A 23,554-nucleotide genomic window follows, 5' to 3' on the forward strand; every position below is an offset into this window, starting at 1 on the left:
ACAACGCATGTCTGCAGACGACAACGATCACGACGACCTCGAGGACACAGGCGATGTCCGTGAACGAATCGAACAGGAGGCGGACCGCGCGGTCGAGCAGTTCGACGAAGGGATCGTCGACCTGCTGGCGTGGGTGCTCGACACGGAGACGCGGGCGCGGATCTACGTCCACCTAAGACAGCATCCCGAGAGCACCAGCGAGGAGATAGCCGAGGGGACCGGTCTGTATCCGAGCACGGTCCGCGAGGCTCTGGCGGCGCTCACCGAGGAGGAAGTCGTGACCCGCCAGAAGCGTGAGAGCGACGGCGCGGGCAACAACCCCTACGAGTACAGCGCTATTCCGCCGAGCGACCTCGTCAACACCATCGTCGGTGACATCCAGTCGGAACTGAACACGGTGTTCAACCTCGACGATCATATCGGCGGCGAGACGACGCTGGAACCCGACGACGAGCCGGTAACGATTTCGGTCGAGGATGCGAACGACGGCACGAACGACGCCGACGCCAGCGAGGACACTGTCGACGAAGGAAACGGGTCCGAGGGCGGCGACGACGACGCCGACGTGTAGTCAAAACGGGTTCCTGCAAGCCGTTTCGCGAGTCGATATTACTAAACCTACCCGCGCCGTTGCCCGGGATATGAATGTCGCGCTGGGGGGAACGTTCGACCCGATTCACGACGGACACCGCGCGCTGTTCGAACGCGCATTCGAACTCGGGGACGTGACAGTTGGCCTCACCAGCGACGACCTCGCGCCGAAGACGCGCCACGACCAGCGCCACGTTCGGCCGTTCAGCGAACGGAAATCTGCACTCGCCGACGAACTCGCGACGCTCGCCGCCGACCAGGGCCGCGAATGGGCGGTCCGGGAACTCACCGAGCCGACCGGTATCGCCACGGAGCCGCAGTTCGACACGCTCGTCGTCTCGCCCGAGACGGAGACCGGCGGCCGCCGCATCAACGAGATCCGCGAGGAGCGGGGCCACGACCCGCTCGAAATCGAAGTCGTCCCGCACGTCCGCGCCGAGGACGGCGACATCATCTCTTCGACCCGGATCGTCGAGGGCGAAATCGACGAACACGGGAACCTCACGCCGAACCGCACCGGCCGTCAGAACATTTCGTAGCTACCAGCCCGGCGCTTCCAGCCCGGCCGTCTCCAGCAAGTCCTTCCAGCGCTGTTGAATCGTCAACCGGGAGACGTCCGTCGCCTCTGCGACGGCTGACTGAGACCGCTCCTCACCAGCGACCAGCGCGGCGACGTACACGCTGGCAGCCATTGTCGCCTGTTTCGACCGGTCTTCGTCCGGAACTGTCGAGAGAAACAGGTCGACCGCGTGGGACCGCGCCTCAGTCCCGAGGTCGAGCCTATCCGACGCGGCTTCGATGTCGGAGAGCCACTCGTCGTGCTCGATTCGGTCGCTGGCGCGGTACATACGAGTTCGTTGTTCCCCATCCTACCTAAACCTTCGTCGCCCGCAAGCGAAGGGTTCTTGATGCCAACGCGGATACCGACTGGTGCGCGCGGGTTGCCGAGCCAGGCCAAAGGCGTAGCGCTTAGGACGCTATCCCGTAGGGGTCCGCCGGTTCGAATCCGGTCCCGCGCATTCTTGCTGCGAGCAAACCGCGAGCAGCAGAATCGCCAGCGGATTCGAACCACGGAACGAGCGAACGAAGAGAGCGACGTTCAGGCGGTTCGAATCCGGTCCCGCGCAGTCATACTACAAACTCAAGCGATAGCATCCACCGCCTCTACCGACTGATTCTCACACCGCAGGAATCACAACTGCCGCTTATGAGGAGTGTCCGCGTCGTTCCAAACGAGGGACTGACGATGTCGGTGTATGACCCACTCCGTGACCCGTCTGCTCGCCCCGCGGGATCGACTCGGTTTGAGTATGCGGTCGACGATGCGGACAATCCGACCGAGCTCACCGTCTTCAGCGATCAGGACGATGAGCTCCCCACCCACTGGATTTCGGTCGACATCGAGCACGCCGTCGCGCTTGACGAGATGCGGTGAGCGAGGAGTGGGCTCGCTCAGGGTCGTGTCTGTTTGTTTTTGACGACAGAAGGGACAGCGAACGCTCTGGAAGCGTTGTGTCCGAAGTAAGTTTGCGTGGGTGCAGTCCCAAGGGAATGCACCTGCACTCTGAGAGTGCGTGGGACCGGATTCGAACCGGAGCAAGAAATGCTCGCTCACAGCAGTTCGCTGTGCGTTCCTTGCAGGGTTCGAATCCGCTCTGTTCGATTAGCAGAGCGCTCACGATTTGTTCGCGCTCAAAGAAATGCGTGGGACCGGATTCGAACCGGCGGACCCCTACGGGACAGCGCCCTCAACGCTGCGCCGTTGGCCTGGCTTGGCTACCCACGCGCGCTCTTGCTGAGTGCATTCAATCGTTCCCGGTGGGATAATAAAAGCGCTTTCGTTTGGACCCGCCCCGGGAGGGTGTGTCACTCGCGCGAACCGGACGTTTGAAATATCACGAAACCGCTACGGGGGGCATGGCCAAATACTCGACCGGCAGTAGTGGCGATAGCGCCGGCGGGAGCTGTGAGCTCTGCGGTAGCGACGGCGGCGACCTCCAGACCGCGAACGTCGCTGGTGCGACCCTCCAGGTGTGTGACAGCTGTGCGCGTGACCACGGGGAAAACGAGCGAACGACGGGCAGTGACAGCTCGCGCGACGAGCAGAACCGGAAACGCAAAGCCGCGCAGAACGCGGCGAAGATGCAAGACGCACAGCAGGCCGATGCCTCCCACTGGGAGGACGGCGCTGATTACGACGACGACCAGCTCCCGTATCTGGTCAGCAAGTACGGCGAGCGCGTGACGGAGGCGCGTCAGGGCGAGGGCCTCCAGACAGGTGAGTTGGCCGAGGAGCTCGATCTTGACGAAGCGGACATCCTCGCTGTCGAGCAGGGGCGCGCGACGCAGGCGAACGTCGGTGGGTCGACGATCAAGGCGCTCGAACAGTACCTCGACATCGACCTCGTCGAGTCCAACTGACCCCGAATATTTTCGTGACTCCGCTGTAACGGTCGGTATGGATCTCTCCGCTGCACAGCGAGCCATCCGTGACACCGTTCGAGAGTTCGCGGTCGAGGACATCCGTCCGAAAGCCGCCGATGCCGACCGCGAGCAGTCCTTTCCCGAAGAGTGCTGGGACGGGCTCGCGGATATCGACATCACTGGGCTGACGACACCGGCCGAATACGGCGGCTTCGACGCCGACAAGCCGACGTACGCGCTGGTCAACGAGGAACTCGCGTACGGGTCGCTCGCGGTCGCGACGGCGCTGTCGGTCCACTGTCTCGCGACCTCGTGTATCGCACAGTTCGGCTCCAAAGCAGTGCAGGACGACTGGCTCCCCGACATGGCCGACGGCCGCCCGGTCGGCGCGTTCGCGCTCTCGGAGCCACAGGCCGGGTCGAATCCGCGGGAGATGTCGACCACCGCCCGGCGCGACGGCGACGAGTACGTCATCGACGGCGAGAAGCAGTGGATTACCAACGGCAAGCGGTCGGGCGTCGTCATCGTCTTCGCGAAGACCGACCCCGACGACCCGGACTCGATAACGCAGTTTCTGGTGCCGAAAGACACCGACGGGCTCACCGTCGGCGAGAAAGAGGACAAACTCGGCCTCCGCGCGAGCGACACGACTCCGCTCCAGTTCGACGGCGTCCGCGTGCCCGAGCGCTACCAACTGACCGAGGAGGGCAAGGGACTGGCCGCGGCGCTGTCGATTCTGACGACCGGTCGGGTCGCCATCGCCGCGCAGGCCGTCGGACTCGCACAGTCCGCGCTCGACGAGGCCCTCGACTACGCGCAGGAGCGCGAGCAGTTCGACCAGCCGATCAGCGAGTTCCAGACGATTCAGCACAAGCTCGCGGACATGGCGACGAACGTGCAGGCGGCGCGGCTGTTGACGTGGGACGCCGCAAAGCAACTGGAACGCGGCGAGCGAGCGAGAGCGGCGGCGAGCATGGCGAAGTACTTCGCGAGCGAGACGGCGGTGGACGTAGCCAACGAGGCGATTCAGATCCACGGCGGCTACGGCTACACGACGGACTACCCCGTCGAGCGCTTCTACCGCGATGCGAAGGTGACGACCATCTATGAGGGGACCAGCGAAATCCAGCAGAACATTATCGCACAGGACTTGCTGGAGTAGGCTCGACGGGGCGAAGCGGTTTTGCGGGCGTCGGCCCTATCGCTTGGTGTGACACACGACGCCGTCATCTACGACCTCGACGGGACGCTCGTCAGGCTGGCCGTCGACTGGGCTACGGTGACCAGCGACGTCGCGACGGTCCTGCGGGAACGAAACGTCGACCCCGAGAACCGCGACCTCTGGGAGATGCTGACGCTGTCATCCGAGACCGGCCACCGTGACGCCGTCGAGGCGGCGATCACCGACCACGAGCGGACCGGGGCGCACGAGTCGGAGCGACTGACCCTCGCCGACGGCCTCCCACACAGCGTCCCCGTCGGCGTGTGCTCGCTCAACGCCGAGGAGGCGTGTCGGGCCGCGCTGGATGTCCATGGCCTCGACAGTCACGTTGGGCCGGTCGTCGGCCGTGACACCGTCGAGTCACCGAAACCTGACCCGGAGGGTCTGCTGGCGATTGCCGAAGAAATCGGGGTCGACCCCGGCGCGGCCGTGTTCGTCGGCGATTCAGAGAGCGACGCGACGGCCGCCCGGCGGGCCGGGATGGCATTCGAGTGGGCGAGCGAGTTCGATCAAGCCCGGTATCGCGCGTAGAGGTAGACGCAGACGGCCGTCAGGAACCAGATGAGCGCGCCGACGCGGACCGCGAACATCGCCCGCGCGGTCCAGGTCTGGAGCGTGACCGCGGTCGACGCGAGCACAACGAGTGGCGAGCCGACCAATATCGTCGTCACGAACGTGACCTGCATCACCCACCCGAAGTCCACGCCGTCCGGGTCCGTCTTCTCGACTGTTGGCACGACCTGTGGTACAGCTAGGTGCGGCAAGCACCTTGCGGTTTCCTGTGCGAACTGCGCAACCCGAACAGGTAAGGCGCAGGCGCGCCCCCGCTCGGATATGCCAACTGTCCGGGATCTGCAGGCGATGGCTGGTGAGGAGCCGATCACGATGCTGACAGCGTACGACGCCGTGACCGCGAGCATCGTTGACGACACCGGCGTGGACGTCATTCTCGTCGGCGACAGCATGGGGAACGCCGTCCTCGGCCACGACGACACGCTCCCGGTCACGCTCGACGAGATGGCCTCACGGGTCGGCGCGGTCGCACGCGGTGCGGACGACGCGCTGGTCGTCGCCGATATGCCGTTTCTCTCCTTCGGCGCGGACGAGAGTGAGAGCATCCAGAACTGCGGGCGGATGCTGAAAGAAGAGGGCGCAAACGCGGTCAAGCTCGAATCAGGGCCACATACGGTCGAACTGACCGAGCGGCTGACGGAGCTGGGCATCCCGACGATGGCCCACCTCGGACTCACGCCCCAGAGCGTGAACCAGACCGGCTACACCAGACAGGCGACCGGCCGCGAGGAGGCAGAGGAGATCCTCGACCTCGCGCGGGAACACGAGGCCGCCGGCGCGTTCGCGCTGGTGCTCGAACACATCCCGGCCAACCTCGCCGCCCAGGTCACCGAGGCCGTCGACATCCCGACTATCGGCATCGGAGCCGGCGGCGACTGTGACGGGCAAGTGCTCGTGTTCACCGATGTGGTCGGCCTCTCCGAGTCCAGCCCGCCTTTCGCCGAGCAGTTCGGCGACGTTCGCGGCGAAGTCGCCGACGCTGTCGACGAGTACATCGACGCCGTCGAATCCGGCGAGTTCCCGGCTGAGTCCCACAGCCACACCGAGGGCGAACTCGACGACCTATACTGACGCTTTTCACGCCTACTCAGCAGTCCGCTAGTCGGCCGAAGCCGTCTGATTCTCCATCCAGGCGTCGTAGGCGGACTGATTCTTGACGACGACGGTGGCGTTCATCTTGCTGTGGCCGGACCCGCACATCTCAGCGCAGTACAGCCGGTACTCGCCGGGTTCGGTCGCGTGCGTTCGGGCCGTTATCGTCCGGCTGGGGAAGACGTCCTGTTTGACGCCTAGTTGCGGGATGTAGATGGCGTGGATCACGTCCGTCGTCCGCAGCCTGAACGTGACGTTCCTGTCCGCTGGAAGGACCAGCCGTTCCTCCGTCGTGACGTTCGCTTCGGCGTAGGAGAACTCCCATCCCCACTGGTAGGCAAGCACGTCTATCTCCGTATCCTCCGCGAAGGCGTCGCCTCCGCCGGCGGATGCCTCGGCCGCTGCAGGCGTGATGTAGGGGTTAGCCATCACCACGAACGCCGAGATCCCGACAAAGACAAGTATTGCGCCCGTCGCGGCCGTCCAGGTCACCTCTAGCGCCGGGTCGTCGACCGTCGGTTGCGGGTCGTCGTTGTTCCGGAACCGGTAGATCACGTACACGAGCGTGAGTTCGACGAACAACGTCAACGGCAGAGCGACGTACAGGAGCTGTTCGTTGAGGTCGTCGATAGCCGCCCTGTTGACCGACTGCGCTGTGGCCGGGGCAGCAAGTAGCGAGAGCCCGACCACGACAAGGCCCGCCTGAATCACGCGTCGTCGGAGACGCATTGTCACACTGTACCAATCGCCGTGTCAAATAACTTGCCCAAGGTGATGACAGCTGACCGGTGACCCGTACTGGTGTCGGGTTCCCAGCGTAGTTTTATGAATGTGGGCGTGTCAATTATTGGTAACGTGTAGCATGACGAGACGAGCAATCGTTCCGGGACGGCACGTTACACACAGATGCTAAACAGGGCTATCGTTGAGGGAACTGCCCTGGCCGTGCTGGCGCTGTCGGTGCTTCTTCTGTGGCTCCGGGAGCGGCAGAAAGCACGACCGGAGAGCGACGGCGGCTACACGACCCGAGAGGAGATCGAATTCGAAATCGGTCGACTCCAGTCTGAAGTGTCCCGCTGGCTGACGACGACGGACCACCGGGACATCGGTCTGCTCTACATCGCTTTCGGCACCGCCGCCGGTCTGTGGGGTGGCGTCGACGCGATGATGCTCCGGACGGAACTGCTGACGCCGCCGGCGGACATCTGGACGCCGGAGACGTACAACGCGCTGTTTACAACGCACGGGCTGACGATGCTGATATTCTTCGTCCTGCCCGTGTTCTTCGGCATCGGGAACTACGTCCTGCCGCTCCTCATCGGAGCCGACGACATGGCGTTCCCGCGGGTCAACGCTATCGGGTTCTGGCTCCTGCCGCCGGCACTCATTATGGTCCGGATGGGACTCATGATCCAGGTCCTCGGCCAGGTTCTGAATCTGGTGCTCCCGGCGAACGCTATCCGGTTTTTCCTCACGATGCGCGAAGTGAGCATCGGCTGGACACTGTACGCACCACTGTCCGTGCAACAGCCCAATCCGCAGATAGACCTGCTGTTGCTCGGGTTGCACCTGAGCGGCATCGCCACGACGGTCGGTGCTATCAACTTCATCACCACAATCGTCTACGAACGTGGCGAGGGCGTCACCTGGGCGAACCTCGACATCTTCTCGTGGAACATGCTCGTCACGAGCGGGATTGCACTGTTCGCGTTCCCGCTGCTGGGGAGCGCGCTCGTGATGCTCCTGCTAGACCGGAACCTCGCGACGACGTTCTTTGCGACGGAAGGCGGTGGTGCTATCCTCTGGCAACACCTGTTCTGGTTCTGGGGCCACCCGGAGGTGTACATCCTCTTCCTCCCGGCGACGGGGCTGATGAGCCTTATCTTGCCGAAGTTCGTCGGCCGGAAACTCTTCGGCTACCAGTTCATCGTCTACTCGACGCTGGGGCTGGGCGTCCTCTCCTTCGGCGTCTGGGCGCATCATATGTTCACGACGAGCGCGGACCCGCGGGTCAAGCTGTCGTTCATGGCGGTTTCCATCGCTATCGCCGTTCCGAGCGCGATCAAGGTGTTCAACTGGATCACGACGATGTGGGAAGGGAACATCCGCCTGACTGCGCCGTTTATCCTCTGTGCTGGCGGGATAGGGACGTTCATCATCGGTGGCGTCACCGGCGTGTTCCTCGCAGTTATCCCGATCGACATCCTCTATCACGGCACCTACTACGTCGTCGGCCACTTCCATCTCATCGTCGTCGGCATCATCCCGTTCCTGATGATCGCCGCGAGCTACTACTGGTACCCGCTCATCACTGGTCGGTGGTACGACACGCGGATGGCGAGATTCCAGGCGCTGCTGATCGTCTTCGGCTCGTTCGTGACGTTCATGACGTTGCTGGTCATCGGCGGGCTTGGGCTGCCGCGACGACAGGCCATCTACCCACCGGAGTACCAGTTCGCCCAGCAAATCGCGACCGTGGGCGGCTACATCATCGGCCTGAGCGCCCTGCTGTGGCTGTACAACATGCTCGTCTCTTACTGGCGGGGGACGCCCGTGTCGACGACGGACCCGTGGGGCCTGAAGGCGACGAGCCAGTTCACCCGCGAGTGGCAGTGGTTCGAACAGCACATGATGAACAAGTACGATATGGAGCCGACCGAGCCCGAGACGACACGGCGCTCCTACGCCCCTGAAGCCGAGCCGACCGGACTGGCCGGCGGCGTCGGTACCGTCGCCGAGACCGTCTCACGAAACGCCTGGATGGCCGCGGCTGGCGGGTTTGTCGGCACAGTCCTGATGAGCGGTGGGCTCATCACAGCGATACTCATCGGCGTCCTCGACCCGGTTTCCTTCAGTGAAATCGCCGAACTGGTCGGGCTGCCCGCGAGCCCGGCTATCGGGGCCGTGCTCTTCCTCGTCGGTGGGACCGTCACCTGGCCGCTCCTGTTCCTTGCGTTCTCCGACTACCTCCCCGGTCGCTTGCTGTTCGAGACCGGGCTGGTGTTCGCAACGCTGATATCCAGCGGGTTTGCTATCGCGTTCTACACCGGGCAGAGCGGGCTCGCGTTTGTCGGGTACCTCACCTTCGTACTCGTCTCTCACTGGGCCTACGGCATCGGGCTAACCGTGACCTTCCAGTACCTCAAGTCGGACGAGACGCTTCGGACCCGGACCGACGGGGGCGGCTGACAGATGAGCGACGGCGCTGATTCGTTCGTCTTTCAGTATCTCGCGCCCTTCGTCGGCGTCTTGCTCATCGCGGTCGGTATCGCCGGAGCCGTGCCCGGCGGCTACGCGATTATCGAGCCGGACCTGGAGAACTGCGGGAACCCGACAATCGGCGTGGAAGGGCCGGAGGAGACGGCCGAGCGGTTCGGCGGCGACGAGCTGGGGCCGCGGCTCCCGCAGTTGGCCTTCGAGGACCTCTCCGCGGACGAACAGACGGCGTTCCTGACCGCCGTAGACGACCCGGTCGGTGAGGAGCAGGTCGTGGGTGACGTGCCCAACGCCGACGCCTTCCGCCGCGGGGCTCTCGTCACCTACGAGGGCGAGCAGTACTACGTGACCCTCGTCGCCGAGAACACCTGCTTTGCGGCCGCGCCGCTACAGTTCCCGCTGGGGGTGTTCGCCATCGCGCTCGGGTTCCTCGGCGTCCTGGCCCCGCCGCTGTACCGGCGGCTGGTGCGGTTGGAACAGCGGGCCGGCCGGTCAGAGTAGCGGTCCCTCGCTCGGTGTTCGCTCAGAGCGCAGCGCCGACGTACAGCACGACGACGAGGAACACCCACACGAGGTCGACGAAGTGCCAGTACAGCGACGTGGTCCGGATGGCGGTGTCGCGTTCGGGTGCGTAATGGCCCCGGAGCGCACGAGCGAAGGCGATAGCGAGCAGGAGCACGCCGAGCGCGACGTGGAGGCCGTGGAGGCCGGTCAGGCCGTAGAACGCGCTTCCGAACGCGCCGGAGCCGATGCTGAATCCATCGACGGCGACGAACTCGTAGTACTCGTACACCTGTCCGGCGAGGAAGACGACGCCGAGCGCGAGCGTCACCCCGAGCAGGCCCAGGAACCGCCGCCGGTTCCCGCCTTCGAGCGCCTCGTGCCCGTAGTGGAGCGTCACGCTGCTGGCGAGCAGTAGCACCGTATTGATGACCACCAGCGAGCCAAGCAACGGTGGGAGGTGGGCTGGCGGCCACGACCCGGTCCGGATGAAGGCGTAGTAGACGAAGCCCGCCGAGAACGTCGCCACGTCTGAGACGAGAAACAGAATCATCGTCGTGGCGTACAGGTCGGAATCGCTGTCCCTGCGGTTCCGGACGTAATCGGCGATGAACGCCTCGTTGGCCCATCCGGCGAGTCCGGCCAGCAAGCCAACCGCACCAGCGCCGCCGAGTACAACTGGGACCACGGACGGGACCAGGTCGAGCCCGACAAACACCAATCCGACGCCCAGGTACAGCGACGCAGCACCGATTGCAGCTATTAGGGGCCACCGACTCCGGTGTTCGTGGCCATCGTCGGTGGCGTGTTCAGTTGCTGTCTCCGTCGAGCCAGCCATGTGAACGCGTAGCAGTGGGTCCGGTAAAACGGTACCCCCGCGATCTGTGTGTCGGTTGCGGGACCCACCCGAATCTTTATCAGACCGTCAACCGACAGCGAGAATGTGGTTTACGAGACGGGCAACCAAACGGTAGACGACGCTGTCGCACGCGTGCTGGACGGCGAACGCCTCGACCGACGGGACGGACTGGCTCTCATCGCACAGTCGGTCGACGACCTGGCGGCCGGGGCCGACTACGTGCGCACGCAACTGGGTGACGACACCGTCGACGCGTGTTCGATCGTAAACGCCAAAGCCGGGAACTGCGCGGAGGACTGTGGCTTCTGTGCCCAGTCAATCCACTTCGACACCGGCATCGACAACTACGGCTTTCTCGGCCCCGAGAAGATACTGGAGGCCGCAAAGCGCGCCGAACGCGACGGCGCACAGCGGTTCGGTATCGTCGTCGCCGAGAAGGGCGTCTCGAAGGAGAACCGCCCCGAGGAGTGGGAGGAAGTCCTCGAAGCCATCCGCCTCGTCCGCGACGAGACGGACGTGGAGGTCGACGCGAGCCTCGGCATTCTGACCGAGGAGGAGGCCGCGATTCTGGCTGATGAAGGACTCAACCACTACAATCACAATATCGAGACCTCTCCCCGGTATTTCCCGGAGGTCGTCCAGACCCACACGTTCGAGAAGCGGGTCGAGACGCTCCGGGTCGCCAAGGACGCCGGGATGGACCTCTGTGCCGGTGTCATCCTGGGGATGGGCGAATCCCCGACCGATAGAGTCGACGCGGCGATGGCCCTGCAGGACATCGGCATCTCCTCGCTCCCGGTCAACATCCTGAATCCGGTCGCTGGGACCCCCATGGCCGAACAGGGGCTGCCCGATATCACGACCGAGGAGGTCGTCAAGACCATCGCGGTGTACCGCCTGCTCCACCCCGAGTCCCGGGTGCGCCTCACCGGCGGACGCGAGGTCAATCTCGACACAGATGGACAGGTGGCCGCGCTGGAGGCCGGTGCTGACGGCATCCTCACTGGTGATTATCTCACTACCGAGGGACAGACGGCGGCCGACGACCTCGAAATCATGGAAGAGGCCGGACTGGAACCCAACACGGAGGCCAACGAGTTCGACCCTGAGGCGGTCAAAGAACGCGCGGCTGACGAGACAGAAACCGAGACGGCGGCAGGGACAGCACAGACGAAATCAGAACTCAAATCCGACGACTGACAATGGACGACATACGCTTTGCAGTGCTCGGAACCGGTGGTATCGGACGGCGGACGCTCGAAGTCTCACAGCACAAGGACGGCCTCACCGCGGTCGCGGCCTGTGACCGCAACGGCGTGGCTCTCGACCACGATGGCCTCGACGTAGACGAACTGCTGGCGGCGACGGAAGGCAATATCGCGAGTGGGCCGGCGGAACACGCATCCGACTCGACCCCCGCGGCACCCACGGACGACTACGCCTCGGACGGCGGGGCGGCCGCAGTCGAGGGTGGCGGCGTCAAACAACATGGCGATCAGTCCGGTATCGTCGCCAGCGAACAGGGCGAACCCACGGAGACACCTATCGACGACATCATCGCCGAGAGCGACGCTATCGACGCCGTGCTGTTGGCGCTCCCGAACCTCGAACACGACTTCATCCCGCGCGTGGCTGAGCGCTTCGCCGAGGCCGACTACGAGGGCGTCATGATCGACGTGCTCAAACGCTCCCGAGTCATCGGCATGCTCGACGACCGCGAGGACCTGCTGAAAGAGTCCGGCATCACGTTCGTCTGCGGGGCCGGCGCGACCCCCGGCTTCCTCACCGGCGCGGCGGCACTCGCCGCCCAGTCCTTCGTCGAAGTCGAGGAGGTCGAGATCTGGTGGGGCGTCGGCCTCAAGTCCGGCTACGAGGACAACCGGGGGACGGTCCGGGAAGACATCGCCCATCTCGACGGCTACGACATCGAGACGGCCAGGGAGATGAGCGAAGCCGAAATCGAGGCACTCATCGACGAGCACGACGGCGTGCTGGAGTTCCACGACATGGAACACGCCGACGACGTGCTGCTGGAGCGGGCCGGCATCTGTGACGCCGAGGACGTCCACGTCGGCGGCGTCCTCGACGTTCGCTCCGACGAGAAACCGACCACCACGACGGTCAGCGTGACTGGCACGACATTCGACGGGGAGACGGGGACGAACACCTTCGAACTGGACGACGTGACCAGCATGGAGGCCAACGTTAACGGCCCGGCGCTTGGCTACCTGAAAGCCGGCGTCCGGAACAACCGCGCCGGGCACTACGGCGTGTTCGGCCCCGCCGATCTGATGCCCGGCTTCTGAGACCGCCTGATTCTGCTTTTCATGACTCACGGCTTCGACTTGAACGACCGACTCGAACAGCGTGACGCACAGAACCTCCGCCGGCATCTGGAAGTCGCCGAGTCCGTCTCGGCTCGGACCCGCTTTGCCGACGACCCGAAAGGCGAACCACCGGAGTTCGGCGACGAAGCCGTCGTCTTCGCCTCGAACAACTACCTCGGACTGGCCGACGACAGCCGGGTCCAGCGAGCGGCGGAACTGGGCGCACGGACCGTCGGCACCGGCGCGGGGGCTTCGCGGCTGGTCACCGGCGACACGCAGGTCCACCGGGCGCTGGAACGCGACCTCGCAGCCTCGAAAGGAACCGAGCGAGCGCTGGTGTTCTCGTCTGGCTACGCGGCCAATATTGGAACAATCGACGCGCTGTCACCAGACATTGTCTTTTCAGACGAGCTGAACCACGCCTCGATTATCGACGGCTGTCGCGTCGGAGCCAGCGAAACAGTGGTGTACGACCACTGCGACCCCGACGATTTGCGGGCGAAAATGGGCGCGCGAGCGGCCGATGTCGGCGGAGACGAACAGTGGCTCGTCGTCACAGACTCCGTGTTCTCGATGGACGGAGACATCGCGCCGCTATCGGCCATCTGTGACGCCGTCGACGAGTACGGCGCGTGGCTGATGGTCGACGAGGCGCACGCGACCGGGCTGTTCGGCGACACCGGCGGCGGTGTCGTCCAGCGCGAGGGGCTGAGCGACCGCGTCGATGTGCAGTTGGGTACGCTCTCGAAGGCATTGGCGAGCCAGGGCGGCTATATCGCTGGCGACGAGGTGCTTATCGAGTATCTGCTGAACGCCGCGCGGTCGTTCGTCTTCTCGACGGGGCTATCCCCACCGAACGCCGCGGCGGCCCGCGAAGCGCTGCGAATCGCTCGCGAGACCGACCGCGCGGCGGAACTCTGGGACACTGTGGCCACGCTCCGGGACGGACTGGAGACGATGGGCTACGAGGTGCTCGGCGAGACGCATATCCTCCCGGTCGTCGTCGGTGACCGCGGGGACGCGCTGGAACTGGCCGATAGACTGCGCGACCACGGTATCGTCGCCCCTGCGATCCGACCGCCGACGGTACCCGAAGGGACCGCTCGTATCCGGGTCGCGCCGATGGCGACACACACCGCCGACGACATCGCGCAGTGTCTCGACGCCTTCCGAACCGCGGGCAAAGAGGTGGGCGTGCTATGAGCGATACGAGCGAGGATTCGGGCCCTGACCGCGGGACCGGCCACATCGCCGAGGACGGTGTGTTCGTCGTCGGCACCGACACCGGCGTCGGCAAGACGGTCGTGACCGCCGGGCTGACGGGCTGGCTGCGGGAGCAGGGGACCGAAGCAGTCGCCGTCAAACCCTGCCAGACCGGGCATCCGCCCGATGACGACGCGGCGTTCGTCCAGTCCGTCTGCGGTACGACCGAGGCCGCGGTCTGTCTGAAGCGGTTGTCGCCACCGCTGGCACCGGACGTAGCTGCGAAGGAATCAAACGACGACGTCACGCTTTCCTACGAGTCGATTCGGGACGGGGTCGCCGATGTCGTGGCAGGAAGCGAGACGGCTGTCGTCGAGGGTATCGGCGGCCTGCGCGTCCCACTCGCGGACGGACGGGAGGTCATCGACCTCGTTTCGGATGTCGGGCTTCCCGCGCTGGTCGTCGCCCGTTCGGGGCTCGGAACGCTCAATCACACGGCGCTGACGGTTCAGGCGCTCCGTCAGAGAGGCGTGCCGGTCGTCGGTGTCGTTCTCAACGAGTACGAAGGCGCGACGACCGCAGAGCGGACGAATCCGTCGGTCATCGAACGGATGACCGGGTGCTCCGTCTGGCCCGTTCCGCCGCTGGACGTCGAGTCGTCAGACAGCGTGATTTCGGGGATCAGCACAGATCTCCCGCGGTCGGTGGTACGGCCAGCTATCGACCAGTAGCTGTCCATACGTGGCCGAGCAAAGGGGATAGAACGGGGGCAAAACCCCGTCGTGTGACACTACGGAGCCGGTAAGGCTCCATCTGATACTTGACTACCAACCACTAAAATAGTAAGGCACGTTTCATGTGGAGGTTTCGCCCTAGCGCGGGGCCATGTTCCGTTAGGAACGGACTAACGCCCAGCCGAAACGACGGTACTACAGATCGATTGACAGCAGCGCCTCGATATCGACACCGTCGTCCAGTAGCGACTGCATACGGTCGACTGTTGCCTCGTTGCGTGTCTGGCCGGTCCGGAGCACCTCCTCGACCCTGTCTATCGTCGTCCGCGTGTCCGATTGGACTGACAGCACTGGGACGTTTTTCTCGGCCGCCTGTCCGATGACCGCACTGGGGGGCTGGAACCCACCCGTGAGGAGTAGCGCCTTGATACCGGACGCTTCGAGAGCAGCGGTCTGGACCTCCGAGCGGTCGCCGCCGGTGACGACGACGGCATCGCGCGTCCGCCGGAAGCGTTCGAGTGCGCTGCTCCCGCTCATCGCGCCGACGCTGAACCGCTCGACGTGGACGTCGGTGTTGGCATCGCCAGTGAGGATGTCCGCGCCGAGGTTCCGGGCGAGGTCGGCAACGGTGACGCCGGCGAGCGAGCGGTCACGCGGCAGAATGCCGTGGACTGGAATCCCCTCGCCTTCGAGGAACGGAACCACGTCGTCGGCGAGTTCGTCCACCGTCGCGTCGGTGACGCCGTTGAACAGGACGCCGTCGAGTCGATCACCGATCGCCCGGGCCGCGGACAAAATCTCGTCCGTATCACTGGGCGTGTCGTAGCCGGTGACTAACAGCACGCGGGCGTCGAGCAGTTCCGCGATATCGATGTCCGTGAGGTCGACGATACTGCCGGTCGTCAGGTCGCTACTCCCCTCGACGAGGAGCAGGTCGGTCCCGTCAGAACACGTCTCGATGCCCTCTTGCAGTCGCTTGCGGAGGTCATCCGGGTCCTCACGCCCGCGGATGGCTTCCTGGATGAACGTCGGCGAGTAGACGATGGGTTCCATGTCGTGGAGGTCGGTCTCCAGATCGAGCAGTTCGCGGGCGAGCATCGGGTCCTCGTCCCGCGTCTTGCCGACCGCGCTCCGCAGGCGCGTCCCCTTGGGCTTCATGTAGCCGACGTCGTAGCCCGCGTCGTGGGCACGCGTCGCTAGCGCGAGCGTGATAGCCGTCTTGCCGATACCTTCCTCCAGTGACGTGACGAGTAGCGTGTTCGTGTCGGTCATAGTTTCTCCTGGTCGAGGGTGAGTCGCAGGTCGACCGCCTGCACCCCGTCGGGCGTCGCGACGAGGGGGTTGATGTCCAGTTCGACGATAGCGGGGAAGTCAGTGACGAGCTGCGAGAGCCGCTGGATGGTTTCGACCAGCGTCGCTTCGTCGACGGGGTCGCGGCCTCTCGCACCGCGCAACAGCGGTGCGGAGTCGATGTCGTCGAGCATCCCTTTCGCCTCGGTCTCGCTGACGGGGGCGACACTGACAGTGTTGTCTTCGAGCACCTCGACGAAAATCCCGCCGAGGCCGAACAACAGCAGCGGCCCGAACTGCGGGTCGCGGTTCATCCCGAGGATCGTCTCGACGCCGTTGTCGAGGTCGACCATCTCCTGTACCTGAACGCCGAGAATTGTCGCATCCTCCTGATAGTTGCGCGCTCTGACGACGAGGTCCTCGTAGGTGTCCCGGACGTCTTCGACGGGGACACCGACCTCGACACCGCCGATGTCTGACTTGTGCAGGATGTCCGGGCTGACGATTTTCATCACCACGTCGTCGCCGATTTCCTCGGCGATAGCCTCCGCTTCGACGGGCGAGGAGACGACATCGCCCTGCGGTGTCGGAATCCCGTACGCGTCGAGCAGTTCCATCGCTTCCACGCCGAGCCGGTTCGACCCGCGCCGGGCACCGGATTCGAGTATCTCGCGGGCCCGCTCGCGGTCCACGTCGAACGTCGTCGGCTCCTCGTACTCGGTCGTCCTGATCTCCCGATAGCGTCTGAGAGCGTCCAGACTCCCGACGGCGCGGGCCGGATCGAAGTAGTTCGGCACGCCGGCTTCGCTCAGGACGTTCGCACCGGCGTCGACGGACTTCCCACCCATCAGCGTCGCCGCGACGGGTTTTTCGAACCGCTCTTGCTGTTCGACGACGCGTTCCGAGAGTTCCTCGAAGGAAAGCACTGCGGTCGGACAGGCGACGACGACGGCCATCGAAACGTTGTCGTCCGCAAGGACTGTTTCGAGGGCTGTCTCGAAGCGCTCGGCGGGAGCATCGCCGATAATGTCGACCGGGTTGTAGATGTTGGCCTCATCAGGCATCTCTTCGCGGAGTCGGGAGAACGTCTCGTCGCCGAACTGCGCGAGTTGCAGGTCCGAGTCGCCGACGGCGTCGGTCGTCATCACGCCGGGACCGCCGGCGTTCGTGACGATAGCGATTTCGTCCCCATCTGGAAGCGGCTGTCCGGCGAGAATCTGCGCGTAGTCGAACAGTTCCTGCACGGATTCGACGCGGAGCGTCCCGGCCTTGTCGAGGCCCGCTTCGTAGGCCCGCTCCGACCCGGCCATCGCACCGGTGTGGGAGGCCGCCGCGCTCGCACCCGCGTCCGTGCGGCCTGACTTGACGAGGACAATCGGCGTGTCCTGTGTCACTTCACGGGCTGTCTGTACGAACGACGACCCGTCGTTGATGTCCTCCAGATAGCCCAGAATGACGTCGGTATCGGGGTCGTCGCCCCACTCGGCGACGAAATCGCTCTCGTCTAGCACCGCTTTGTTCCCGAGTGAGACGATGTCTTTGAAGCCGACATCGCGCTCGGCGGCCCAGTCCAGCACGGCGGTGATGAACGCGCCCGACTGGCTCATAAAGGAGATGTCGCCATCGCTGGCCATCTCATTGCCGAAGGTGGCATTGAGCCCAACAGGGGTCGACATTACGCCGAGGCTGTTCGGGCCGACCAGATTCAGGTCGTATTTGCGGGCCGCCTCGCGGAGCCGCTGCTCGCGTTCGGCCCCATCACTGCCGGTCTCACCGAAGCCAGCGGTGATGACGACCACGTTTTCGATACCCGCTTCCCCGGCGTTCTCGATAACGTCGACCGCCACCGTCGGCGGCACGACGACGACAGCCACGTCGACCGACCCGGGGTCTTCCAGGCCGGCGAGGTTGTCGTAACACGGCAATCCAAGCACTGTCTCTTTGTTCGGGTTTACGGCCACGACCTCCCCTGCAAACGAATCGAGCAGGTTCGTGGTGACCGCGTGACCGACGGACCCCTCCGAATCGGTCGCCCCGACCACTGCGACACGTTCCGGCGCAAACAACGTCGATAATCGTCCCATGCCTCTACCTGGTGGTTACAGGGGGGCCCGAATATAGGTGTGGGGAACTCCCAGCGAGCGGGAATCTAGACGATTCATTACCGCGATTTCGGTGTGACGGTGTTTTTGTTCGTCACCCCCGTAGCGGCGTCCGATGACTGACGCAGCGCTCTTAGCACCGTTCGACGACGAAGTGGTCCGTGGAGTCGCAAGAGCAAACAGCGTCGACGAGGAACAGTTGCGAACCGCGCTCGCTGACCACCAGCAAACGATGCGTGACAATCCCGGTGTCGAGGACCTCGTTTACGAGTGGCGAAAGCGGTTCGACGACGCAGTGCTACGCCGCACGCCCGAGACGTTCTTTATGTCGGTCAGAGAAACTGTCTGGGAAGAGTACGGCGCACATCTCGGTCTGGACGACTACCTCCTCGCCGCAGTCGTCGCGGTCCATCAGGAGCAAGTCCTCCGTGAAACAGCGGTCGACAGCAGCGGTATCGACGAGGACGCCGTTGCACTCGTCGTTTCCCGGCCGTTGTCGGAGTAGTCCTATCCCTTTTGTTTCAAGCGCAGAGTGCTGACTCGAGCGAGGGTTGGTATCAGCGGATAATATTTCTGTTCAGGTAACCAGCCATTCTATCTTAGAACATATTTTTTGGGTTCCCGAAAACATATTTTCACAAAACAATCTTTAAGTGGCTTCCCCCTGTACAATAAGATGACTATGGCAACACAAGAGCATGTCCGACGCGAGTTCGGGGAAGTCGAAGAGAACGAACTCCGCCTCGACAAGGAGAAGTCCGAGCAGGTAATCAACGCGCTGAATCAGGACTTGGCGGACACGTACACGCTGTACCATCAGGTCAAGAAGCACCACTGGAACGTCGAGGGTGCAGAGTTCCGCGACCTCCACCTGTTCCTCGGCGACGCCGCCGGCAACGCCGAAGAGGCAGCCGACGAACTCGCGGAGCGGGCTCAGGCCCTCGGTGGCACGCCCGTCGCTGGCGGCAAGGCACAGGAAGAGCACGCGTCGGTAGAACCGGAAGGGCAGGACGTGTACGACATCCGGACGTCGCTCGAAAACGACCTCGAGATGTACGGCGACATCATCGAGTCGCTCCGTGATCACATCGACCTCGCGGAGAACCTCGGTGACCACGCGACGGCGCAGATCCTCCGGGAAATCATCGTGCAGACCGAGGAAGACGCACACCACATCGAGCACTACCTCGAAGACGACACGCTCGTCTTGGACTAACGTCGGCCCACCGCCTTCTGCCGAATTTTCTGTTACTGGTAGCGTCGCTACCCAGTTCAGATCGTGGAGAGACCCGCCTGTGAAGAAAGTAACTCAGGAGTCAGAGGAAAGAGAAACGCGGCGCGGACGAACGGACTACCGTCGAAGGTCGACGGTGACGTCGGTCGAAATCCAACCGTCTCGGTTCCCGTCTTCGGTAAACACGGTTCTGTCAGCACCGCTGTCCAGTGCTGCAACGTCCGGGCGGTCCTCGGAGGTCTCGACATCGTCCGTCTGTGATGGCATTACCTGAGTTAGGCACCCCTAAAGCTAAAAGGATTTTGGTTGGCCTAATCATCTGTGGCTGCCAGCCCCCACACCGGGGGCAGAGACGACACGAAACCGGCCGGCCACACGGCGCGGCCTTTAGTACCCGAGGCGACAAGAGAGAGGTATGACCTCGGACGACGACCTTTCCGCCCTGATTACGGACCTCGTTACGACGCTGCAGGAGCTAGAGACGGAGGTCGAGCCTACGACCGACAGCGGCCTGCCGCGGCCGCCGACACCGAGCGAACTCCTCCGGTTCACCAGCGACGTGACCATTCCTGCGGTCATTCTGGTGTTGAAGACCAACATCGAGGCGCTGAAGATACTCCGTCGAGCCCTCCGGATGGCCGAAGGGCGGCCGACATCGACCGGGTCCGCCTCGGATGAGGTGCGACAGCGTGCGAGTGATCTGAGTCGGGCCACGCTCTCTCGCCTCGACGGTGCGTTGACCGACCTCCAGCAGGCTGTCGAAGGGACACCGGAAGATGAAGAGGCCCGCGAGCTTATTCAGGAAGCCCAACAATTGCGTGGCCAGATCCAGGATAGATTAGCCAATGAACCAGGGGTGAGCGAGGAGGTCGACTCCGACCAGGTTACTGACGTCCCAGTGGACGTAGACGCCGAACTACGGTCGATAAAGGACGATATCGAAGGTCCAGACAGGGACGACACCGGTCCCGAAGACGGAGAGGGGAGCGACGAGGAGTAAAGAACTTCAGCGTAGTGTGAGATTTTCACCCCTGAAAACATAATGATTTATTATGTCACAGAGCTAGGTGCGAATACCGATGTCCAGCTCTACTGCTCCGGGCGGTCGTCGGGCGACCCTGTTCGTCCGGTCTGACCTCCCAGCGCTGTCACAGAAACGCTGTACCGCTATCGAACGTGAGCTACAGGAGCTGGTGTGCCGTGGCGTACTCGACGACGTCGACACAGTCGAGTGGGAGAAGCGCGTGCCGCTGCAGGGCTCCGGTAACGGACCTGAGCGGGACCTGTACAACGAGTTTGCGGAGTGGGCCCGCGAGGCTGGTGTCTGCCTCGCGCCGTTTTTCGACACCCGGCTCTGTTACAGTTCGACGGCGGGCGAGAAGCGCCGCGAACTCATCATGCCGGCCGTCTGCCTCGCAGTCTACGAGAGCGGTGACCTCGTACAGGTTGCCCCCTTCGCCGACAGAGGCCGAACTGAGTCCGTCGAAGAATGTATCGCCGAGCTGGCTGAGACGGGGGCCCTTCCCGACACCTATTCGACAACGATTTCGACCGTATAGCGCACTCACGTTCTGTTCGCGGCTTCTACGTCGTCTTCGGCGGCGCCGACGGGTACAGCATGCTCAGCGACGCAACTGTCCTCGTCTCGTCGAACGAGGGGGCACTCCTCTCTGACCACGTCAGCAACACTATCGAGGAACAGGGGACGATTTCGCCGACGACAGACGGTCGTATTATCCGACAGGGTGAGGAGAGCTGATCAGACCGGGTCCCAGCGGTAGCCGTCCCAGTCCTGACTCTCGGGCACTTTGATGCCCGCGTCGGGGTCGCGGAGTTCCTCGACGTAGACGGGTTCGACCGTGTCACCTGTTTCGACCTCGTCCGTGGTCACCTGCCCGAGCGCGCGGACGAACTCGTCGCTCGCATCGGAGACGTCCGTTATGTCGAACTCAACGATAGCCAGCGTGTTTGGCTCGCGGACGCCCGGCGGCGTCGCCGTCGAGTGGGTCCAAGTGACCACTTCGCCGGTCCGGTCCGCGAGGTCGAACGTCGCGTCCTGTGGTTCGCCACACTCCGGACACAGCGGATGGGTGGGGAACGAGACGTGACCGTTTGCGCACATGCCTGCTTCCAGCGTCATTCTGCGGCCTCCATGATGGTGGTGATGACACAGTTGCCAAAGCCGCCGACGTTACACGCCAGTGCGGTGTCGGCGTCGACCTGTCGCGGCCCGGCCTCGCCGACGAGCTGTTCGTAGATTTCGACGCCCTGCGCGACACCGCTTGCCCCCAGCGGATGGCCCTTGGACTTGAGCCCCCCGGAGGTGTTGATCGGCAGGTCGCCGTCCTTTGCAGTGGCACCGTCCATCGCCAGCTCCCAGGCCGTCCCTTGCTCGGCGACGCCGATACCCTCTAGCTGGAGGAACTCCAGAATGGTGAACATGTCGTGTAGTTCCGCCACATCGAGGTCCTCGGGACCGAGGCCGGCCATCTCGTAGGCCTCCTTGCTCGACTCGACGACCCCGCCCATGACCGTCGGGTCGTCGCGCTCGTGGACGACGTGGGTGTCGGTCGCCCCACCGATGCCGGAGACGAGGGCGTACTCGTCGGTTATCTCTTTGGCGCGCTCCTCTGTGGTGAACATGAGCGCGGCGCTGCCGTCCGTGATCGGACAGAAGTCATACAGACGCAGCGGGTCCGCGATGATGGGTGACTCGAGCGCTTTCTCCATCGTGATCTCCGTCTGGAACTGCGCCTTGGGGTTGTCCACGCCGTTTCGATGGTTCTTGACCGCGACCCGGGCGAGCGACTCCCGAGGGGCGTCGAACCGCTCCAGATAGTGCCGGGCGGTCATCCCGGCAAAGGACGGGAGCGTCACGCCGTGCTTGTACTCGTCGGGGTGGGTAATCGAGGCGATGATGTCGGTCGCCTGGCCCGTCGTCTTGTGAGTCATTTTCTCCCCGCCGACTAACAGCGTCATATCGCTGGCCCCGCTGGCGACGGACTGCCAGGCCTCGTAGATGCCTGCTCCGCCCGATGAAGAGGTCTGGTCGACCCGTTCGCTGTAGGCCGGAAGCACTCCCAGGTCGTGGGCCAGCAGATTCATGATTCCCGTCTGCCCTTCGAACTCGCCACTGGCCATGTTCGAGACGTACAGGTGCTCTACGTCGTCGGGCGCAACGCCGGCGTCCGTGAGGCATTCCTCGCCCGCCTGCGAGAGCAACTCGCGGATCCAGGCGTCGCGTTGCCCGAATTTCGTCATTGACGCGCCGATTACTGCGACTCCCATACCTGTGCCGTCACAGGGGTCTCGTGTATGTATTACGGTCCGACCTATAGATCGAGTGGAATGTTCAGGCAGTCGTCGTGACGACCGACAGCCCTTCGGCGGGTTGGTCACCGGCCAGTGAGACGAGCAGGCGCCAGCCGTCCGGGGTTCGCTCGGCTTCGGCCATCTGTGGCGTGATACTCGTCCGGCGCAGCAGTTCGACGGCAATCGGCAACACTGGGCAGCGGAGGTCCGACAGCGTCGGGCGATAGTTCTGTAATGTAATATATCTGGAACAGCGGCCGGGACCGACCGCGGCGGGTTCGATTGCTGTCTCGTCGACCAGCCCCGCTGTTTCGAGGTCGGCGACGGCGTCCCGGACCGGCTCAGGCCCGCTTGGCTTCCTCGGTAACTGGCCGGCGGCTTCGCGGAGGGTGTCCGCCTGTACTTCCGGGTCGAGATTGTCGGCGATCGCCGTGGCCATACTTTCGAGCATCGCCAGACAGAGGCGCTCGCGGTTCTCTGTCTCCTCGGCCGCTTCGAGGTAGCTGTCGATGACTGCCTGCTCGACGGAGCGATGACGGCCCGACAGCACCTCGAACAGCGACCCGGCGACCGTGTGACAGTACTCCGGGAGCGACGACGGGCCAGTCCTGACGGCGTCAGTCCCCCACGGCGCTTCACAGACGATGAGGCCGTGGACGGTGACACGGGGGTCGTAGCGGCGGAGGGCACTCCGGTAGGCGGTCGCGACGCTGGCCGCTTCGGCAGCCGTCTCGCGGTCCGGGAACTGCATTCCCGACACCGGGAACGGCGGCGTTCCTGTCCGGGCGCTGACGACGCGATACGGCCCGACAGCCACGCTGAGTTCCGAGAGCCTGTCACGGATGTCCGCGAGTGTTCGTCCGACCATGGTGCC

At 64.1% G+C, this 23,554-nt stretch carries 28 protein-coding genes and 2 tRNA genes; 19 read left to right on the forward strand and 11 right to left on the reverse strand.

Going from position 1 to position 23,554, the window contains the following annotated elements; all coding sequences use genetic code 11:
- Positions 1–7 precede the first annotated feature (7 nt).
- Together SG26_RS15495 and SG26_RS15500 are read left to right on the forward strand one after the other, a co-directional pair.
- Positions 8–571 carry a winged helix-turn-helix domain-containing protein gene (locus SG26_RS15495; RefSeq protein ID WP_050038055.1) on the forward strand — a complete coding sequence of 188 codons (564 nt, stop codon included), beginning with the start codon at positions 8–10 and terminating at the stop codon, positions 569–571.
- Positions 572–641: 70 nt separating this feature from the next.
- Positions 642–1,130: a phosphopantetheine adenylyltransferase gene (locus SG26_RS15500; RefSeq protein WP_014040340.1), complete on the forward strand. Its 489-nt coding sequence runs from the start codon at positions 642–644 to the stop codon at positions 1,128–1,130.
- Here SG26_RS15500 and SG26_RS15505 read toward each other — a convergent pair whose 3' ends face one another.
- A complete protein-coding gene (locus SG26_RS15505; protein WP_050038056.1) occupies positions 1,131–1,439 on the reverse strand; it encodes a cyclin in 309 nt (102 codons plus the stop codon). It lies immediately after the preceding gene.
- Between the two features lie 86 nt (positions 1,440–1,525).
- On the opposite strand from SG26_RS15505, the gene SG26_RS15510 reads away from it, so the two are divergent.
- Together SG26_RS15510 and SG26_RS15515 are read left to right on the forward strand one after the other, a co-directional pair.
- A tRNA-Leu gene (locus SG26_RS15510) sits at positions 1,526–1,610 on the forward strand.
- Positions 1,611–1,798: 188 nt separating this feature from the next.
- Complete coding sequence (locus tag SG26_RS15515; RefSeq protein WP_014040342.1) at positions 1,799–2,026, forward strand: hypothetical protein; 228 nt, start codon at positions 1,799–1,801, stop codon at positions 2,024–2,026.
- 266 nt (positions 2,027–2,292) lie between these two features.
- Here SG26_RS15515 and SG26_RS15520 read toward each other — a convergent pair.
- Positions 2,293–2,377: transfer RNA gene (locus tag SG26_RS15520), tRNA-Leu, on the reverse strand.
- A gap of 131 nt (positions 2,378–2,508) precedes the next feature.
- Between SG26_RS15520 and SG26_RS15525 the strand changes: the two genes are divergently transcribed.
- From SG26_RS15525 to SG26_RS15535, 3 genes are read left to right on the forward strand one after another with little or no spacing between them, the layout of a single operon-like run.
- A complete protein-coding gene (locus tag SG26_RS15525) occupies positions 2,509–3,012 on the forward strand; it encodes a multiprotein-bridging factor 1 family protein (protein ID WP_014040343.1) in 504 nt (167 codons plus the stop codon).
- Between the two features lie 37 nt (positions 3,013–3,049).
- A complete protein-coding gene (locus SG26_RS15530) occupies positions 3,050–4,177 on the forward strand; it encodes an acyl-CoA dehydrogenase family protein (protein WP_014040344.1) in 1,128 nt (375 codons plus the stop codon).
- A gap of 48 nt (positions 4,178–4,225) precedes the next feature.
- A complete protein-coding gene (locus SG26_RS15535; protein WP_050038057.1) occupies positions 4,226–4,768 on the forward strand; it encodes an HAD family hydrolase in 543 nt (180 codons plus the stop codon).
- Here the strand turns inward: SG26_RS15535 and SG26_RS15540 are convergent.
- Entirely contained in the window at positions 4,747–4,974 is a 228-nt protein-coding gene (locus SG26_RS15540) for a DUF5822 domain-containing protein (RefSeq protein WP_005534398.1), read from the reverse strand. The two genes, SG26_RS15535 and SG26_RS15540, sit on opposite strands and share 22 nt — an antisense overlap.
- 97 nt (positions 4,975–5,071) lie before the next feature.
- On the opposite strand from SG26_RS15540, the gene panB reads away from it, so the two are divergent.
- Positions 5,072–5,881 carry a 3-methyl-2-oxobutanoate hydroxymethyltransferase gene (gene panB / locus SG26_RS15545; RefSeq protein ID WP_050038058.1) on the forward strand — a complete coding sequence of 270 codons (810 nt, stop codon included), beginning with the start codon at positions 5,072–5,074 and terminating at the stop codon, positions 5,879–5,881.
- 27 nt (positions 5,882–5,908) lie between these two features.
- Here panB and coxB read toward each other — a convergent pair whose 3' ends face one another.
- Positions 5,909–6,631, reverse strand: a complete 723-nt coding sequence (gene coxB / locus SG26_RS15550) for a cytochrome c oxidase subunit II (RefSeq protein WP_014040347.1) — start codon at positions 6,629–6,631, stop codon at positions 5,909–5,911.
- A gap of 177 nt (positions 6,632–6,808) precedes the next feature.
- Here coxB and SG26_RS15555 point away from each other — a divergent pair, with 177 nt between their 5' ends.
- Positions 6,809–9,091 carry a DUF6789 family protein gene (locus SG26_RS15555; protein ID WP_050038059.1) on the forward strand — a complete coding sequence of 761 codons (2,283 nt, stop codon included), beginning with the start codon at positions 6,809–6,811 and terminating at the stop codon, positions 9,089–9,091.
- A 3-nt stretch (positions 9,092–9,094) separates the two neighbouring features.
- Complete coding sequence (locus tag SG26_RS15560; RefSeq protein WP_050038060.1) at positions 9,095–9,619, forward strand: hypothetical protein; 525 nt, start codon at positions 9,095–9,097, stop codon at positions 9,617–9,619.
- A 22-nt stretch (positions 9,620–9,641) separates the two neighbouring features.
- Here the strand turns inward: SG26_RS15560 and SG26_RS15565 are convergent, their stop codons facing one another.
- A complete protein-coding gene (locus SG26_RS15565) occupies positions 9,642–10,457 on the reverse strand; it encodes a heme-copper oxidase subunit III (protein ID WP_050038061.1) in 816 nt (271 codons plus the stop codon).
- 105 nt (positions 10,458–10,562) lie between these two features.
- On the opposite strand from SG26_RS15565, the gene bioB reads away from it, so the two are divergent.
- The 4 genes from bioB to bioD are packed head-to-tail and all read left to right on the forward strand — an operon-like array spanning position 10,563 to position 14,739.
- Entirely contained in the window at positions 10,563–11,678 is a 1,116-nt protein-coding gene (gene bioB, locus SG26_RS15570; protein ID WP_050038062.1) for a biotin synthase BioB, read from the forward strand.
- A gap of 2 nt (positions 11,679–11,680) precedes the next feature.
- Positions 11,681–12,784: a transcriptional regulator gene (locus SG26_RS15575; protein ID WP_050038063.1), complete on the forward strand. Its 1,104-nt coding sequence runs from the start codon at positions 11,681–11,683 to the stop codon at positions 12,782–12,784.
- A gap of 21 nt (positions 12,785–12,805) precedes the next feature.
- Positions 12,806–14,008: an 8-amino-7-oxononanoate synthase gene (locus tag SG26_RS15580; protein WP_050038064.1), complete on the forward strand. Its 1,203-nt coding sequence runs from the start codon at positions 12,806–12,808 to the stop codon at positions 14,006–14,008.
- The gene (gene bioD, locus SG26_RS15585; RefSeq protein ID WP_050038065.1) at positions 14,005–14,739 is read left to right on the forward strand and encodes a dethiobiotin synthase; all 735 of its coding nucleotides are present in this window, start codon (positions 14,005–14,007) and stop codon (positions 14,737–14,739) included. The genes SG26_RS15580 and bioD overlap by 4 nt, the downstream gene beginning before the upstream one ends.
- A 198-nt stretch (positions 14,740–14,937) precedes the next feature.
- On the opposite strand, the gene SG26_RS15590 is transcribed toward bioD, so the two are convergent.
- Positions 14,938–16,014, reverse strand: coding sequence for a phosphotransacetylase family protein (locus SG26_RS15590; RefSeq protein ID WP_014040355.1), 1,077 nt, complete (start codon positions 16,012–16,014; stop codon positions 14,938–14,940).
- Positions 16,011–18,116, reverse strand: a complete 2,106-nt coding sequence (gene acs, locus SG26_RS15595) for an acetate--CoA ligase alpha subunit (RefSeq protein ID WP_050038066.1) — start codon at positions 18,114–18,116, stop codon at positions 16,011–16,013. The genes SG26_RS15590 and acs overlap by 4 nt, the downstream gene beginning before the upstream one ends.
- A gap of 133 nt (positions 18,117–18,249) precedes the next feature.
- On the opposite strand from acs, the gene SG26_RS15600 reads away from it, so the two are divergent.
- Both SG26_RS15600 and dpsA read left to right on the forward strand, forming a co-directional pair.
- Complete coding sequence (locus tag SG26_RS15600; protein WP_050038067.1) at positions 18,250–18,639, forward strand: hypothetical protein; 390 nt, start codon at positions 18,250–18,252, stop codon at positions 18,637–18,639.
- A gap of 177 nt (positions 18,640–18,816) precedes the next feature.
- Positions 18,817–19,350, forward strand: coding sequence for a DNA starvation/stationary phase protection protein DpsA (gene dpsA, locus SG26_RS15605; RefSeq protein ID WP_008309164.1), 534 nt, complete (start codon positions 18,817–18,819; stop codon positions 19,348–19,350).
- 135 nt (positions 19,351–19,485) lie between these two features.
- On the opposite strand, the gene SG26_RS21695 is transcribed toward dpsA, so the two are convergent.
- Entirely contained in the window at positions 19,486–19,635 is a 150-nt protein-coding gene (locus SG26_RS21695) for a hypothetical protein (RefSeq protein WP_004961340.1), read from the reverse strand.
- A 148-nt stretch (positions 19,636–19,783) separates the two neighbouring features.
- Here SG26_RS21695 and SG26_RS15610 point away from each other — a divergent pair, with 148 nt between their 5' ends.
- From SG26_RS15610 to SG26_RS21185, 3 genes are all read left to right on the forward strand, one after another.
- Positions 19,784–20,368 carry a hypothetical protein gene (locus SG26_RS15610; RefSeq protein WP_050038068.1) on the forward strand — a complete coding sequence of 195 codons (585 nt, stop codon included), beginning with the start codon at positions 19,784–19,786 and terminating at the stop codon, positions 20,366–20,368.
- A gap of 79 nt (positions 20,369–20,447) precedes the next feature.
- Complete coding sequence (locus tag SG26_RS15615) at positions 20,448–20,927, forward strand: HTH domain-containing protein (protein WP_050038069.1); 480 nt, start codon at positions 20,448–20,450, stop codon at positions 20,925–20,927.
- Positions 20,928–20,986: 59 nt separating this feature from the next.
- Complete coding sequence (locus SG26_RS21185) at positions 20,987–21,127, forward strand: hypothetical protein (RefSeq protein ID WP_225306758.1); 141 nt, start codon at positions 20,987–20,989, stop codon at positions 21,125–21,127.
- On the opposite strand, the gene SG26_RS15620 is transcribed toward SG26_RS21185, so the two are convergent.
- The 3 genes from SG26_RS15620 to SG26_RS15630 form a co-directional block, all read right to left on the reverse strand.
- Positions 21,128–21,508 (reverse strand): Zn-ribbon domain-containing OB-fold protein, encoded by a 381-nt coding sequence (locus SG26_RS15620; RefSeq protein WP_050038070.1) that lies wholly within the window; start codon positions 21,506–21,508, stop codon positions 21,128–21,130. It lies immediately after the preceding gene.
- Positions 21,505–22,656 carry a 3-ketoacyl-CoA thiolase gene (locus SG26_RS15625; protein ID WP_014040363.1) on the reverse strand — a complete coding sequence of 384 codons (1,152 nt, stop codon included), beginning with the start codon at positions 22,654–22,656 and terminating at the stop codon, positions 21,505–21,507. The genes SG26_RS15620 and SG26_RS15625 overlap by 4 nt, the downstream gene beginning before the upstream one ends.
- Positions 22,657–22,720: 64 nt before the next feature.
- Positions 22,721–23,548 (reverse strand): hypothetical protein, encoded by an 828-nt coding sequence (locus tag SG26_RS15630; protein ID WP_014040364.1) that lies wholly within the window; start codon positions 23,546–23,548, stop codon positions 22,721–22,723.
- Between the last annotated feature and the right edge of the window lie 6 nt (positions 23,549–23,554).

This window comes from Haloarcula sp. CBA1115, from assembly GCF_000827835.1.
Taxonomy (GTDB): Archaea; Halobacteriota; Halobacteria; order Halobacteriales; family Haloarculaceae; genus Haloarcula; species Haloarcula hispanica.

What these genes read in the sequence shown, in the direction of transcription:
- SG26_RS15590 (WP_014040355.1), bottom strand. Translation starts at nt 16,014, where the DNA reads ATGACCGACACGAACACGCTACTCGTCACGTCACTGGAGGAAGGTATC.
- SG26_RS15565 (WP_050038061.1), bottom strand. Translation starts at nt 10,457, where the DNA reads ATGGCTGGCTCGACGGAGACAGCAACTGAACACGCCACCGACGATGGC.
- SG26_RS15620 (WP_050038070.1), bottom strand. Translation starts at nt 21,508, where the DNA reads ATGACGCTGGAAGCAGGCATGTGCGCAAACGGTCACGTCTCGTTCCCC.
- SG26_RS15630 (WP_014040364.1), bottom strand. Translation starts at nt 23,548, where the DNA reads ATGGTCGGACGAACACTCGCGGACATCCGTGACAGGCTCTCGGAACTC.
- SG26_RS15505 (WP_050038056.1), bottom strand. Translation starts at nt 1,439, where the DNA reads ATGTACCGCGCCAGCGACCGAATCGAGCACGACGAGTGGCTCTCCGAC.
- SG26_RS21695 (WP_004961340.1), bottom strand. Translation starts at nt 19,635, where the DNA reads ATGCCATCACAGACGGACGATGTCGAGACCTCCGAGGACCGCCCGGAC.
- SG26_RS15495 (WP_050038055.1), top strand. Translation starts at nt 8, where the DNA reads ATGTCTGCAGACGACAACGATCACGACGACCTCGAGGACACAGGCGAT.
- dpsA (WP_008309164.1), top strand. Translation starts at nt 18,817, where the DNA reads ATGGCAACACAAGAGCATGTCCGACGCGAGTTCGGGGAAGTCGAAGAG.
- SG26_RS15530 (WP_014040344.1), top strand. Translation starts at nt 3,050, where the DNA reads ATGGATCTCTCCGCTGCACAGCGAGCCATCCGTGACACCGTTCGAGAG.
- acs (WP_050038066.1), bottom strand. Translation starts at nt 18,116, where the DNA reads ATGGGACGATTATCGACGTTGTTTGCGCCGGAACGTGTCGCAGTGGTC.
- SG26_RS15515 (WP_014040342.1), top strand. Translation starts at nt 1,799, where the DNA reads ATGAGGAGTGTCCGCGTCGTTCCAAACGAGGGACTGACGATGTCGGTG.
- SG26_RS21185 (WP_225306758.1), top strand. Translation starts at nt 20,987, where the DNA reads ATGCTCAGCGACGCAACTGTCCTCGTCTCGTCGAACGAGGGGGCACTC.
- SG26_RS15615 (WP_050038069.1), top strand. Translation starts at nt 20,448, where the DNA reads ATGTCCAGCTCTACTGCTCCGGGCGGTCGTCGGGCGACCCTGTTCGTC.
- SG26_RS15625 (WP_014040363.1), bottom strand. Translation starts at nt 22,656, where the DNA reads ATGGGAGTCGCAGTAATCGGCGCGTCAATGACGAAATTCGGGCAACGC.
- coxB (WP_014040347.1), bottom strand. Translation starts at nt 6,631, where the DNA reads ATGCGTCTCCGACGACGCGTGATTCAGGCGGGCCTTGTCGTGGTCGGG.
- SG26_RS15500 (WP_014040340.1), top strand. Translation starts at nt 642, where the DNA reads ATGAATGTCGCGCTGGGGGGAACGTTCGACCCGATTCACGACGGACAC.
- panB (WP_050038058.1), top strand. Translation starts at nt 5,072, where the DNA reads ATGCCAACTGTCCGGGATCTGCAGGCGATGGCTGGTGAGGAGCCGATC.
- SG26_RS15525 (WP_014040343.1), top strand. Translation starts at nt 2,509, where the DNA reads ATGGCCAAATACTCGACCGGCAGTAGTGGCGATAGCGCCGGCGGGAGC.
- SG26_RS15610 (WP_050038068.1), top strand. Translation starts at nt 19,784, where the DNA reads ATGACCTCGGACGACGACCTTTCCGCCCTGATTACGGACCTCGTTACG.
- SG26_RS15580 (WP_050038064.1), top strand. Translation starts at nt 12,806, where the DNA reads ATGACTCACGGCTTCGACTTGAACGACCGACTCGAACAGCGTGACGCA.
- bioD (WP_050038065.1), top strand. Translation starts at nt 14,005, where the DNA reads ATGAGCGATACGAGCGAGGATTCGGGCCCTGACCGCGGGACCGGCCAC.
- SG26_RS15575 (WP_050038063.1), top strand. Translation starts at nt 11,681, where the DNA reads ATGGACGACATACGCTTTGCAGTGCTCGGAACCGGTGGTATCGGACGG.
- SG26_RS15555 (WP_050038059.1), top strand. Translation starts at nt 6,809, where the DNA reads ATGCTAAACAGGGCTATCGTTGAGGGAACTGCCCTGGCCGTGCTGGCG.
- SG26_RS15560 (WP_050038060.1), top strand. Translation starts at nt 9,095, where the DNA reads ATGAGCGACGGCGCTGATTCGTTCGTCTTTCAGTATCTCGCGCCCTTC.
- SG26_RS15600 (WP_050038067.1), top strand. Translation starts at nt 18,250, where the DNA reads ATGACTGACGCAGCGCTCTTAGCACCGTTCGACGACGAAGTGGTCCGT.